This is a genomic window from Alteribacter lacisalsi (genome assembly GCF_003226345.1).
Taxonomy (GTDB): Bacteria; Bacillota; Bacilli; order Bacillales; family Salisediminibacteriaceae; genus Alteribacter; species Alteribacter lacisalsi.
In genome coordinates this window covers 411,780-425,410 of sequence record NZ_PDOF01000001.1, presented here as the reverse complement: position 1 = coordinate 425,410, position 13,631 = coordinate 411,780, and the positions used below count along the sequence as shown (strand labels likewise).

The 13,631-nt window shown below is 48.2% G+C and carries 11 protein-coding genes; 1 reads left to right on the top strand and 10 read right to left on the bottom strand.

Annotated elements, in window-relative coordinates:
- Nucleotides 1-83 precede the first annotated feature (83 nt).
- The 3 genes from trhA to CR205_RS01935 form a co-directional block, all read right to left on the bottom strand.
- A complete protein-coding gene (gene trhA, locus CR205_RS01945) occupies nt 84-731 on the bottom strand; it encodes a PAQR family membrane homeostasis protein TrhA (protein WP_110516413.1) in 648 nt (215 codons plus the stop codon).
- Between the two features lie 23 nt (nt 732-754).
- On the bottom strand, nt 755-1,435 hold the full coding sequence (locus CR205_RS01940) for a hypothetical protein (RefSeq protein WP_110516410.1): 681 nt from the start codon (nt 1,433-1,435) through the stop codon (nt 755-757).
- A gap of 199 nt (nt 1,436-1,634) precedes the next feature.
- Complete coding sequence (locus CR205_RS01935; RefSeq protein WP_110516408.1) at nt 1,635-1,898, bottom strand: hypothetical protein; 264 nt, start codon at nt 1,896-1,898, stop codon at nt 1,635-1,637.
- A gap of 165 nt (nt 1,899-2,063) precedes the next feature.
- On the opposite strand from CR205_RS01935, the gene CR205_RS01930 reads away from it, so the two are divergent.
- A complete protein-coding gene (locus CR205_RS01930; RefSeq protein WP_110516406.1) occupies nt 2,064-2,795 on the top strand; it encodes a class I SAM-dependent methyltransferase in 732 nt (243 codons plus the stop codon).
- Between the two features lie 356 nt (nt 2,796-3,151).
- On the opposite strand, the gene CR205_RS01925 is transcribed toward CR205_RS01930, so the two are convergent.
- The 7 genes from CR205_RS01925 to CR205_RS01895 form a co-directional block, all read right to left on the bottom strand.
- Nucleotides 3,152-6,580 carry an efflux RND transporter permease subunit gene (locus tag CR205_RS01925; protein WP_110516404.1) on the bottom strand — a complete coding sequence of 1,143 codons (3,429 nt, stop codon included), beginning with the start codon at nt 6,578-6,580 and terminating at the stop codon, nt 3,152-3,154.
- Nucleotides 6,577-7,026 carry a MarR family winged helix-turn-helix transcriptional regulator gene (locus tag CR205_RS01920; RefSeq protein WP_110516402.1) on the bottom strand — a complete coding sequence of 150 codons (450 nt, stop codon included), beginning with the start codon at nt 7,024-7,026 and terminating at the stop codon, nt 6,577-6,579. The genes CR205_RS01925 and CR205_RS01920 overlap by 4 nt, the downstream gene beginning before the upstream one ends.
- A 282-nt stretch (nt 7,027-7,308) precedes the next feature.
- Complete coding sequence (locus tag CR205_RS01915) at nt 7,309-9,351, bottom strand: sigma 54-interacting transcriptional regulator (protein WP_110519620.1); 2,043 nt, start codon at nt 9,349-9,351, stop codon at nt 7,309-7,311.
- A gap of 275 nt (nt 9,352-9,626) precedes the next feature.
- Complete coding sequence (iadA, locus tag CR205_RS01910; protein WP_110516399.1) at nt 9,627-10,802, bottom strand: beta-aspartyl-peptidase; 1,176 nt, start codon at nt 10,800-10,802, stop codon at nt 9,627-9,629.
- Nucleotides 10,803-10,855: 53 nt separating this feature from the next.
- Nucleotides 10,856-11,650: a hypothetical protein gene (locus CR205_RS01905; protein ID WP_110516397.1), complete on the bottom strand. Its 795-nt coding sequence runs from the start codon at nt 11,648-11,650 to the stop codon at nt 10,856-10,858.
- Nucleotides 11,651-11,668: 18 nt separating this feature from the next.
- On the bottom strand, nt 11,669-12,637 hold the full coding sequence (locus CR205_RS01900) for an ABC transporter ATP-binding protein (RefSeq protein WP_110516395.1): 969 nt from the start codon (nt 12,635-12,637) through the stop codon (nt 11,669-11,671).
- Complete coding sequence (locus CR205_RS01895) at nt 12,603-13,631, bottom strand: ABC transporter ATP-binding protein (protein ID WP_110516393.1); 1,029 nt, start codon at nt 13,629-13,631, stop codon at nt 12,603-12,605. Before CR205_RS01895 ends, CR205_RS01900 begins: the two co-directional genes overlap by 35 nt.

Sequence of the window (13,631 nt, the reverse complement as noted above, 5' to 3'; positions counted from 1 at the left end):
CTTTTACACTAGTATGAGGTGATGGCAGCAGAATTATCATAAAAAACCGGAACCCCTCTGCGGATCCCGGTTAAATAAAAAATTTATACTGGCGTGACGTACAGCAGAATTGATAGAAAGTGGGTTACCGATGCCGCCAGCACAAACAGGTGCCAGACCGCATGATGATAACGAAACTTTCTCCAGATATAAAAGATGGTTCCGACCGTGTAAAGAATTCCTCCGGTCACAAGAAGCACGATACCGCCCGTTTCTACAGATGCTGCAATCGGCTGAAGGGTGAATACGACCATCCAGCCCATACCGATGTAGAACAGGGTGGAGAGAAAAATAAACTTCTTTACGAAAAACACTTTAAACACGATGCCCGCTGCTGCCATTGTCCAGACTGTTGCCAGAAGCATCCAGCCGAACATACCATCAACAACAATCACCATAAAAGGCGTATAGGTTCCTGCAATAAACAGGTAAATGGCTGAGTGATCGAGCACTTCAAACACATTTTTCACTTTTGTCCCTTCCCTGAAACTGTGCAGAAGAGTCGAGCAGACGTACATCAAAAGCAATGTTATGCCGTATATCGTGAAGCTGATGACGTGAGATGCTGTGCCGTTAATACTGGCAAACACGATCAGCAGGGTCAGAGCCGCAACACCAAATGCAGCTCCGACGCCGTGGGTAATGGCGTTGGCGATTTCCTCTTTTTTTGTGAATGTGTGGGTTCCCTGCAATGTAGACCTCCTTTATGGCTGCTTTATCCCGGGTAACGGTTTTGTATGGAGGCAATTCTCCATTCCTCATTGAGCACATCGTCTTCCTTCTGGAATACAATTTCAATCATACGGTTCTCAGGTTCTGTGTCGCCTTTATTGTCCCGAAAAAAAGTGAATGTATACTGCGCTGTGTAGCGGCTGTTCTGCCGATCAAATTCAGCCGAATGCAATCTTAGAAAATCAATCTGTGAAAATTCGAGTGTGTCGTAGCGTAAGGTGGTTTCAAGCTGATTATCATATGTGACGGTCAATACTTCACTTTCGTCATCCACTTCAATCTGATCCGTCGTCAGTTCCTCAAGTCGTGCAGTATCTCTTGAGAAAACTGCTTCAAAGAATGATCCCGCCAGTTCATCAAGTTCAAATCGAAGATCCAGTTCCTCATCTTTTTCATCCCGTGCCTGATGAAATTGTGTCCGATAAGTCATAATATCATTTTTCAGCTTGTCATTTTCCTCTTCAAGACTTTCAAGCTCTTCTTTAAGCTCTTCATTTTTTTCCGAATACTTACCAAGCTGGTCAACAAGACGTTCGTTCGTTGCAATCAGCGTATCCATGTCATCACTGCCGTCAGAAGGTTCAAATTCCTCCGCCGAGAACTGATCACTTTCCGAGCAGCCGATTAACGCTGTCAGAAACACCGGGATCAACAGCTTTTTCATGTTTGTCACCTGCGTTCTTCTTAGTCTTATTACAACCATTATACAGGAATTCAGGCTGAGTAAAAGATTTCCTCTTTATTTTCTGTAATCCTCTGCAAATGACTGAAGGTGTTTTGATGTTTTTTACGCAAAAAAAAGACCGTATCCTTGGTTGAATACGGTCATCAATGAACATCGCAAACAGGCTCCCAACTACCTTTTACCAAAATAATAAAGCGCCAAGAGCAAAACCACTGATGGCTGCAAGTGCTACCGGGTAGGCATATGGCCGATATCCGTAGCCTCCCCATCCCCAGCCGTACCCAAATCCCCACCGCTGAGGCTGTCGAGGCTCAAGGAAAACGTGACTTCTTGAGACTCGGACAATCCTTCCTGCATGCTGGCGTCCACTGTGCTCTACAATCCGCACGTTACGGCCCTGATGGCGTCTGCATACGCTATAGTAATGATCGCATCGTGACAACACATCCACCTCCTTTTTCACCAGTCACTGACAGTTTATTTCTGATCTGTTCAATTGGTTTGTACAAACATCACGAGTACGTTATTTTTGTTTTGATTTACTTGTATTTCCTCCTGCAGCAGAAAGATCAGCCGCAGTACATTTTTAAAGAAAGAAGGTAATCAAGTGTCCCGATCCTTCACTTATACAGATATGCTTGCCTATTTCGGTGTAACCATCGCCCACCCCGGGGGCCGCAGAATGACTGAAAAAGCAATTAACATGCTTCCAATCAGCAGTGGTACACGGGTGGCTGAACTCGGTTGCGGTCTTGGAGACACAGCCCGTTGGCTTGCATCGGAAAAAGAGGCAATCGTGTACGGCATCGACACTCATCCGCTTATGATTGCAAAAGCACGGCAACGTCATCAAGAAGATTTTGACAGTAAAAAACTTCACTTTCTGCACACGGATGCTTCAAGCATTCCATTTCCCGATTATGCGATGGACGGTATCATTGCAGAAAGTGTCCTGAGTTTCACGGACGTTCACGCTGTACTCAAAGAATGCAGGCGGATGCTCCGTCCGGGAGGCTTTTTCGCTTCTCTCGACCTGATCGCTGATCCTGATTTCCCGCCGGAAAATAAAAAAGAATACGGTTCGTTTTACGGTATGAAAAACGTGCTTACAAAAAAGGAATGGGTTACCCTTCTTGAGAATTACGGTTTCACTGTCAAACACATCCTTGAAGAACGCCCGGGCGGCACTGGGGCGGATGACAGCATTCCGGAACTTGTTCTCTCGGGTGACATTCCTGTAGAATGCTATGAGCTTATGGAAGAACACGTTTACCGTCTTGAAAAGTTCCAGTCCTGGACCGGTTACGGATATTTTATCTGTAAATACGAGAAGGATTAACTGTCTGGGGACGGCGGTGATTTATCTTTCCTAAAGGCTGTTTGCGTAAAAATTGTTGTTTTATTACGATGCAGGCGGACGCTTTCCACAGGCCTAGCTTAAGCCTTCTCGCTACTATACTTCTTCCTCTGAAAGTTTCGCTTCGTAGCATCTGCGTCGAAGTAACTCGAAGCTTACCCGTGAAATAATGCTCGTCCCTGCGGGGTCTTCATATGATGTTGCCCCCGCAGGATTCGCCGCCTTCCGCTTCATAATTACTTTTTACGAACATCAACAAACTGTCCAAAAAGCAGCTTTCCTAAAACACAAAACCGCCCGGCAGTTTTTTTACTGCCGGGCGGCTCTTCCTACGTTTTTCAGTCGTCTTTTCGTTTGTTCCGTTCCACAATCCGCTCAAGCATTCTGAGCAGTTCTTCACGGGTCATGTCATCTGCCTTGTGGCGCTTCTTCCTTGATGGAAGTTCTTCGGAATCAGTGGCATGATCATCCCTTTGTCCTTCAATCTCCCATGTTGTTTCCCCGGTGACTTCCCTGTATTCACCTTCTTCGAGATAAGGCGGCTCCTCTTCATGCGGAGGCTCCGGCTCTTCTCTGTAAAACTCTTCGAAGTCGGCGTCTTCTTCCGGAGAACGGCCGGTAATCATGCGCTGTCTTTCACCTGCCTGATCGCTTGTGTAGCGCTCATCAAGGAGATAAGCAGGCACTAGCTGCCCGTCAGGGGTCACGTATTTTTTATTGAGATTTCGCGTTTCCTTATCAAAGAAGCTGTAAAGCACCGGAATGAGGAACAATGTCAGGAACGTTCCGCTAATGAGACCGCCAATAACTGTAATCGCCAGCGGCTGCTGAAGCTCTGTCCCTTCTCCAATTCCGGCTGCCAGCGGAACGAGTCCGAGAATCGTCGTTGCAGCGGTCATAAAGATCGGCCGTGCCCGGTCCTTTACCCCGGTTACAATCGCATCGTAACTCTTCATCCCTGCTTCCTTCTGCTTGTTGATATAATCCACGAGGACAATCGCGTTGTTAACGACAATCCCCGCCAGGACAATGAAGCCGATAAACGACATCACGCTCACAGGCGTCTGTGTAACTGTCAGTCCAATGGCCACTCCGATCACCACAAGCGGTACACTGAACATAATTACGAATGGATACTTGAGTGATTCGAATTGCGCTGCCATGACGAGATACACAAACACTATCGCCAGAATCAGTGCCATTACGAGATCACCGATGGCATCGTCAAACAGCTGCTGGTCCCCTGTTGTACTGATCGTGGTTTCTTCTTCCAGATCGAGATCATCCAGTGTTGACTGAACGAGCTGGTTGATTTCTCCCTGTGTGTACTGGGTCCGGTACTGAAGACTGAACTGGACGGCATCCTCCTGGTTAATCCGGTTAATCTGGACAGGTCCCTCTCCTTCTTCAATATCACTGATATCCGCGAGGGCCACGTAGCCGCCTTCCCCGTTTCTGATCAGCAGATCTTCAAGTGCTTCAATATCTTCAATAAACTCTTCCTGATACTGAACCCGCACTTCGTACACATCATCGTCTTCTGTCACAATCTGGGTCGCTGTCGTACCGCGCATGATTGAATTTACAGCATTGGCAACGTCAGCAGGTGTGAGGCCTTCCTCCCTGGCTGCCTCAGCATCGATTTCGACCTGGACTTCAGGAACGGTGTCCGCACGGTCATTCGTCACTTCCTGGAACTCATTCATATCTTCCAATTCTTCCTGAATGGTTTCAACGGCTTCCTCAAGACGGTTTGAATTCGTATCTGTTACATCAAAACTGTACGTATTCGGATTACCGCCGAATGAGGCTTCCAGTTGTATGGTGACTTCCTCGGCGTCTTCTGCTGCACGTTCAATCTCCCTGCGGACCTCCTCTGCAAACTCCGCGGTACTTACGTTCCGTTCAGAGAAAGGAACCATACTGACGTAAATAAAGCCTTCGTCTCCTCCGCCACCGCCGAGTACGTTATCCTCCTGACCTCCCGAGCCGGTGACACTTGTGTAATCTTCAATTTCAGAATAGGCATCCAGAACATCTTCTACATTTTCAATGACGGCAAAGGTATCTTCAAGCGGCGTCCCATTTTCCATTTCGATTTCGACCTGGAAAAAGCCTTCGTCCGTTGTCGGCAGGAACTCGGTACCGACTGTATAAACCCCTGCGGCCCCTCCGCCGAGAAGGAGGAACGTGATGAAGATAATCCCGAAACGGTGTCTGAGCGACCAGCGTGCTGATTTATCAAATGTCCGGACAAAACGGCTTTCCTGGCGCTTCTCCTCCAGATTTTCCTCCGGCTCTTTCAGCCAGCGGGCCGCAAGCATAGGCACGACTGTCAATGCCACAAGAAGCGAGGCAAACAGACTGAAGGATACCGTTAGGGCGAATTCCCTGAACAGATTTCCGACAATACCGGTAATAAAGATCACCGGCAGGAAAACAGAGACCGTGGTCAGTGTGGATGCCGTTATGGCACCGGCCACTTCCTTCGCTCCGTCACGGGCTGCTCTGGCAGGGTCTTTCTTCATACTCAGATGACGGTAAATATTTTCGATGACAACAATCGAGTTGTCCACCAGCATCCCGATTCCGAGTGCCAGACCACCGAGCGTCATAATGTTAAGCGAAAAGTTTGTGAAGTAGAGAAGCACAAATGTCACGATGACGGAAAATGGTATGGCAATTCCGATCAGAAGCGGCGTTTTAAAGCTTCTGAGAAAGGCGAACAGGACCAGCATAGCGAACACACCACCAGCGATCAGGGCAAGTGATACGTTGCTGATGGCTTCCTCGATGAATTCACCCTGGTCAAACAGCATTGCCGTATCAACGTCACTGTAGCGGTCCTCATCCAGCAGGTCATTGAGCCGCTCGCTGAACTGGCTTGATACTTCGGCTGTATTGGCATCGGACTGCTGCTGTACACTCATCAATATGGAAGTATCCTGGTTTGTCCGGGTAATCACACTGCTGTTTTCCGATGTGAGTTCCACCGTTGCTACGTCAGCAACCGTAACGTCATCCCCTGTTTCGGGATCCTGGGAGACGACAATATTTTCAATGTCCTCCACATCAGCCAGTTCAAACAGCACGCGGGTCGTAAGCTCAAAGTCCCCGCTCCGCACACTTCCGCCGGGTTGAGTAACGTTATGGGCAGAAATGGCACCAGCGACTTCGTCCTGCGTGAGTCCGAATGATTCGAGTTCATCCTGATTCAGCGACACCTGAATTTCGTCCACAACATCCCCAAGACTGTCAATGGATCCGACGCCGTCCACCTTCAGCAGTTCCTGCTCCAGATCCCGGACAAGTTCGCTCAGTTCATCAATATCCCCGGAGGATGAAAGACTCAGCTGAATAATTGGAAACTGGGAAGGATCAAATTTCAAAAACTGCGGAGTGCCCGCTCCGTCAGGGAGAGGTGTCTGGTTCATGCTCGTAATGATATCGTTCTCCACATCGTCAATCGACGTTGCCCATGAAAACTCCAACAGGGTTAAAGACGAGCCTTCCATGGAAATAGAGCTGATATTATTCAGACCCGGTAAAGTGGACAGGCTTTCTTCCATCGGTCTGGATACCTGATCGACAACTTCCTGCGGCGAAGCATCATCATAGCTTGTAACAACGGCTCCGATCGGCGGATCGATATCGGGAATGAGCTTCAATGGTATATTCGTTAGTGAGATCACTCCGAGAAGCAGAAACAGTGTCATCGCTACAAGCGTAAACACAGGCCTCCGGATTGAAAAGTTGGTCAATTTCATTGTCTGCTCCTTTCTTTCTCTTCAAGCATCAGATCTCGAAGTCTCTCATAAACACTGCGAAAGTGCTCAAGATCTTCTTTGGGAATTTTTGTTAAGTACTTTGTCATAATCATCTGTCTCGTCTGTTCCATATGTTCAAGAAGATCAATCCCCTTCTGATCGAGTTCAAAAGGAACCGTTCTCCGGTTATCTGCATTCAGTTCACGCTTTACCAGACCCATCTGCTCAAGCTTTGACAGCATCTGACTGACGGCACTCGCCGACACGTTCAGCTGGTAGGACAGATCCTTTACATAATGTATATCCTGCCTTCCGATCAGGTAAAGAATCATCTGCTGATTAGATGATAGTTTATTATCGTATTCGGTTCCGAATTCGTGCTGGATCATGAGGAAAACCTCAACCACGAGGCTTTCAATTGCCAGCACGGTCTGTTCCATTTTCATATCCGCTCTTCCCTTCCAGTATGTTCTGATGAACCACCGCGGCACTCTATTAACTGTTACCTTAAATTAAGAAAGTTAACCGTTAACTTTCTTAACTATAATCGTTGTTATTTTTTCACGTCAACAAGAATGGTCTGAGGTCTTTGTGAACAATTTGTGACATCGCATTATGAGCACACCAAAAAGCACCATTCTGTTATGAACAGCATGGTGCATACCTGTTTGTGGCACGGTTCCTGCGTGACATGTCGTGCAGGAACCGCCCCCACTTAACACTGCCGCTTAACAATGGATGGTGGCGAGGAAGCCGCGGCCTTTTTCTGTTGTGCGTGATCCGAGTCGGCCACGGGTTTTCTCGATATGCCCACGTTCCTCAAGAAGGTCCATTCGGTAGCGTACCTGCTGTTCAGAAAGAGGCGCATCCGTCTCCTTGGATTTTTCAGCTACTTTCATCCGGCTGATGGACTGCCCTTCTTTTTCAAGGCTGTCGATAATGGAAAGGACGCTGATCAGCTCTTTTTCCTGGATGGTGGTCACTGTTGCCGCGGTAGCGGCTGTCTGTACCGGATCACTCGCAAGGCCATGCCGCTTGGACTGGAAAAAGCTTTCGTTGGGAATATCCTTGATTCTGATAACCTGATCGTCACAGACGGCAAGCATATAATCAATTGTGTTTTTCAGCTCCCTGATATTTCCGTACCACTGATAGCGTTTGAGCTGCTGAAGCACTTCAGGTTCCAGTCTCACATCCATCCGTCCCGACTGGTGCATAAAGTACCGGATCAGAGATTCAATGTCATCTAATCTGTTTCGCAGTTCCGGCAGATGAAGAAACAGAACTTTAAGACGGTGATACAAATCCTCACGAAACTCTCCTTTTTCAATTAGTTCAAGGAGGTTCCGGTTCGTGGCAGCCACCACCCGGACATCAATCGGTATAATCTTGCTTCCTCCGATCCGGAGCAGTTCTTTTTCCTGAAGAACCCGAAGCAGCCGGGCCTGAACCTTCAGACTGATATCCCCGATTTCATCAAGAAACAGCGTCCCGCCGTTCGCCTGCTCAAACAACCCTTTTCTTCCGCCTTTTTTTGCACCGGTAAAGGCCCCTTCTTCATAGCCGAACAGCTCACTCTCCACAAGGTCCTCAGGCAGTGCGCTGAAATTCACAGCTAGGAAAGGTCCTTTATGACGAGAAGATGCATGATGGATTGAGCTTGCGAACAGCTCCTTTCCCGTACCGCTTTCGCCGTGTATCAGGATGGTAAGCTGTGTTTTAGCCAGTTTTTTGGCGATCGTTTTTGTTTCAGTGAGTTGTTTGTTCTCACCAATAATATCGTCAAACGTATATTTGCCGTAGTGCCCCCGCTTAACGAGCTCCCTCCGGAGCTTTCGTTCCATTTCGATCGTTTCAACGGCATTTTTAAAGGTGGCCACAGTTGTACCGTCAGAATCGATTGTAAACCGGTGCACCATCACATCGGCATAATCAACCGTAAAATACTCGTCTGCTTCTCCTTCTTCTTTATTAAGGATGAAGTCACACAGATGATGATTTCCAAGGACATTACGAATATTTTTACCCATAACCCTTGAACTGTGAAAACCGAGCAGTTTTTCGAGAATGCCGTTAAATACCGTGATCGTTCCCTTACGGTCAATTGCAAGAATACCGTCATGCACGCCGTCTACTACCTTTTTTAAATGCTCGCTTACCTGATTTGCTTCACTTGTGGCTACTGCCAGCCGCCGGCTCAGCTGAATGATTGTCCGAATATAGCGTGTGGAGACTTCCTCCTGCTTTTCTTCCAGCAGACCGAGACGGCCAAGAACAGTGATGATCGTTGTGATGTCCAAAAGCCGGGGCCCGATGTTCATGACCGTTTTCACACTGTCCGGAACAAGGTTAACTTCGCCTGGCGTAATCGCGAGGTCTGCTTCTTTTACCATTTTTTTACCCGGGAAATACGGATACAGCTTCATATGATCCACGCCAAGGGATTTCAATGAAGCAATCGCCTCATTCACCGTTTCGGGAAAATCGTTCACATAAAGTGCTTCAGTCCCAACAGGAACAGTAAAAAGCTGATCAATGTTTTGAAAATTGACGATCCGCTTCGCTATGATAATCTGGCAGTTCTCGCCGATAAACGGTTTGACTTCCTCCTCTATTAAATAGGAGGACAGCAAAACAAGGCGGTCAGAAATAATACGTTCAATCCCTTCATCGACCGCAAAACTCTCAATATTCACAAATGTTCCAATAAACTCCGACAACTGGTCAACGAGTGTACGTCTCGTTTCCTCCGAGCCTGCCAGAAGAACCATGTTTTTATCTGCCACAGCCAAACACTCCTTCTGCCTGTATTATAGCACACAGCTGGTTCTTTATTGGACAACAGCGGGTTTAAAGGGGTGACCAATGCCGCTCATTCTTCACATGGAAAAGAAGAGGCTGGGACAGTAGTATTTTTACAGAAGAAAATCCGGACAATCAGCAAGCGGTGCAGATTAATTGCTGCTGAAATATACACCGCTAATGAGCTTTTTGTTCGGGTTTCTTCTATACATTTTACTTTTGTCCCAGCCTCATCTTAAAAACACTATTCGAATGTCCCCTTCGTCACAATTTCTTTATTTTTCATCATCCATTTCCCTCCGGCAATGACACTGTCAATCTCCAGATTTTCTGCATCTACGAGTAGAAGATCCGCATCCATTTCTGCAGCAACAGTTCCTTTTTGTCTGAATTTATAAGCCTCTGCTACGTTGGAAGTTGCCACTTTAATGGCAGTTTCAAACGGCACACCTTCTTCCAGCACCGCATCTTTCACTTCCTTATACAGACTTGTTACACGTCCGATCCGCAGACCTTTCAGGTTCCCGGCCTTATCAAATTCCGGCAGGCTCCCCTGGCCGTCGCTCGTGAATGTGATCCGGTTTTCAGGGACCCCTTCAGCCAGCATTCGCTTTAAGCCCCGGCTGCACTTTGTTTCGTCTCCTGCAAGAATTTCTTTTGTCGTGCTTGTTGTAAAATCAACATAGCCGCCTTTTATCGCAAAGGCAATTCCCGCCTCCAGCAGTTCCTCGTTCCGGTTTATATGCGTCGGAACAAACTGCGTGATTGGGATATCCGTTGTTTCGACCACCTCTTCAATAAGTTTCAGGCGATCCGGACTGTCCCCGAGATGAACATTCACTACTCCTGCTTTGCCCGATAGGATCCCTCCGACTCTTGCCTCACTTGCAATTCTCGCAAGTTCCTCCTTCGTTGGCTGTGAAGAACGGTGATCCGAAATTGCAATTTCACCGGCACCAATAATTTCCTCAATCAGAATGATATCCTGCTCAAGAGAACCTGTAAGCGTTTTTACCGGGACCTGATAGGAGCCGCTCTGACAGAAGCAGGACAGGCCCTCTTCCTTAAGCCCCTTTGCTTTAGCCACAAGGTTGGTCATTGTTCTCGTTGTTCCGTCTGTTCCAATAACCCCTACAACTGTCGTAATGCCTCCGGCTACACAATCAGAAAGCATCAGTTCAGGCGTACGTGTTTTAAAGCTGCCTTCTCCTCCACCACCTGTTATATGTACATGGGAGTCGATCAGCCCCGGCATCAGTTTCAAACCAGTACCGTTGATTACCTCAATTTCCCCGGAACTGAAATTTTCCGGGAAAATGTGATCTTTTACAGCCGCAATCCTTCCATCTGCTATCAGAACATCTTTTACCCCAAGAGGATCCGGAGCGAAAACGTCGGCATTTCGAATAAGTTTGAGCATCATTTCACCAGCTTTCTGTGATAGTACACGACTGTGTTTTCTGCATGCAGTTTCTAATTATAACATTCTGCCGCCTGGTCAAAAGCATTGGTCCTACTCCCGCAGAGCGCTTCAAAATCCTCTTTCTTAATATCTCCTGACAGGGCACCACCTGCTTTTTTAAAAGGATTCCAAAGAGCAACGCTTCCGTTTTCCTCATCCGCAAACAGACGCCATCCGTTTTCCAGGCGGGACGTACAGAAAGTCTCCATCACTGCAGCCAGCCTCACCAATCCTCTTCTCCAGGGGAAGGAAAGCAGACTATCCGGGTGACTCAGCGAACGGTACATTCCCGATATTTGAAGCAGAGAGGAGCTGGGATCATTCTGATCCCAGAATGCCAAGCCTGTTTGAATCATTTTTGAAGCCGGATGATCAGGCTTTTCCGCTTCGCTCCATTCTTTGTGCAGAAAAACAGCGAGACCTGCTCTGGCCGCCAGAGCGGCTTTCTCTGAAGTGAGATGGTACGGCTCTTGAGTGCAAAGAGAATTGGACCACTTGTTAAAAGCATCAGGGTCGATGCCAAAACGAAACAGAGCACTTTGGAGACTGTGTTCCCTCACTTGAGGACGGAGCGGAAGTCCGCAGCAGGCGGCCAATTCACGATCTGTAAGGAGAAACTGCTCCGCTGCTCCGGTCGCGATGAGCGGGAGTGCCTCAAAGGGACGGATGAGCCGATGGAGCGGTTTATTTACCTCACCGGCACCTGATCGCACCAGCCGGATTCCTTCTCCTTCAAATACCTCATACAGCCCCCGCACACGATCTGACTGCCACTGATCAAGTACACTCTGCCGAACACCACTCATTATTAACACCTCAGATCCTTAATCATATAAATGACAGGCCACGTAATGATCTTCACCCATTTTCTGCAACTTTGGCCGATCCGAATGGCAGCGGTCGTGCGCTTTCGGACATCTTCCTACGAAGGCACATCCTTTTGGGGGATCAACCGGAGACGGCACATCGCCCTGCAAAATAATCCGTTCCTTTTCATGGCGCGGATTTGAGACGGGGATCGCTGAGAGAAGTGTCTGCGTATAAGGGTGAAGGGGATTCTCGAAAATTTTATCCGTATTTCCCACTTCCGCCATTCTTCCAAGGTACATCACCGCCACGCGGTTGCACAGGTGGCGCACAACACTCAGGTCATGGGAGATAAACAGATAGGTGAGGCCGAATTCCTCCTGAAGGTCTTTCAGCAGATTAAGGATCTGAGCCTGAATGGACACATCGAGCGCCGCCACTGGCTCATCGGCAATAATCAGCTTCGGGTTGAGGATCAGCGCCCGGGCAATGCCGATCCGCTGACGCTGGCCGCCTGAAAATTCATGGGCGTACCGTGAAATGAACTTCCTGTTCAGTCCCACTACATCCATCATCTTTTCAATCTGTTTCCGCCGTTCTGCCTTCCCTTTTACCCCGTGGGCTTTAAGCGGTTCTGCAAGAATATCCTCCACTGTCAGCCGGGGGTTTAAAGAAGCATACGGATCCTGAAAGACCATCTGCATGTTTTTGCGGTGCTCGCGGAGTTCGCTTTTTGAGAGGGAGGCAATGTCAGTCCCTTCATAACGCACTTCCCCGTCCGTTACCGGAACAAGCCTGGTGATTCCCCTTCCGGTCGTGGATTTCCCGCAGCCGGATTCCCCTACGAGCCCGAGTGTTTCGCCTTCATTCAGGGTAAATGAAATGCCGTCGACCGCTTTTACGTAGGTGGTTCTTTTTTTTATAACCCCTTTTCGCTGGGGAAAATGGATTTTAAGATCTTTTACGTCCAGCAGTGGCTTTGTCATGGATGTCGACCTCCTTTCCTCTGTGCTCTTCAGCGTAAAGCCAGCATCTTGCGCTGTGCCCATCCTTCATTTTCAGAAGAGGCGGGTCCTCTTCGGTACAGTGCGGCATCACGTGCTGGCATCTGCCGGCAAAACGGCAGCCTTGTTCCACAGATCCCGGCGGTGGTACCTGACCGGGGATCGAAAACAGGCGGTCCTGCTTTTCCTCCACTTTCGGAAGGGAGCCGAGAAGTCCGACCGTGTAAGGATGTTTCGGATCGTTGAACAAGGTGTCTACATCGGCCTGTTCAACAATTTCTCCGGAGTACATCACCACAACCCGGTCACACATTTCTGCCACCACGCCAAGATCGTGGGTAATAAACATGATGGCTGTATTGGTTTTATCCTTGAGTCCCCGCATCAGGTCGAGGATCTGGGCCTGAATGGTCACGTCCAGCGCTGTTGTTGGCTCATCGGCAATCAATAGCTGCGGTTCACAGGCAAGGCCGATCGCGATCATCACACGCTGGCGCATACCCCCTGAAAGCTCAAACGGATGGCTGTCGTAAATCTGTTCTGCCCGGGGAATACCTACAAGTTCCAGCATTTCAATCGATTTTTTCCTCGCCTGGGACTGATTCATATTTTTATGAAGCAGAAGCACTTCGTTAATCTGCTTCCCAATTGTAAACACGGGATTCAGGGAGGTCATCGGTTCCTGAAAAATCATTGAAATTTCATTGCCCCGGATTTTTCTCATTTCCCGTTCCTTTTTATCGAGCAGGTTCTCTCCTTTATAGAGAATTTCCCCGCCCGATATCCTACCGGGAGGTGATGGAATCAGACGCATAATGGAAAGGGATGTCACACTTTTCCCGCAGCCCGACTCGCCCACCACGCCTACTGTTTCTCCTGCACCGATGGAAAAGGAGATGCCATTCACGACCTTCACTTCTTTCCCATCACTTTTAAAGCTGACTTCCAAATTATTTATATCAAGAACGTTCGTCAT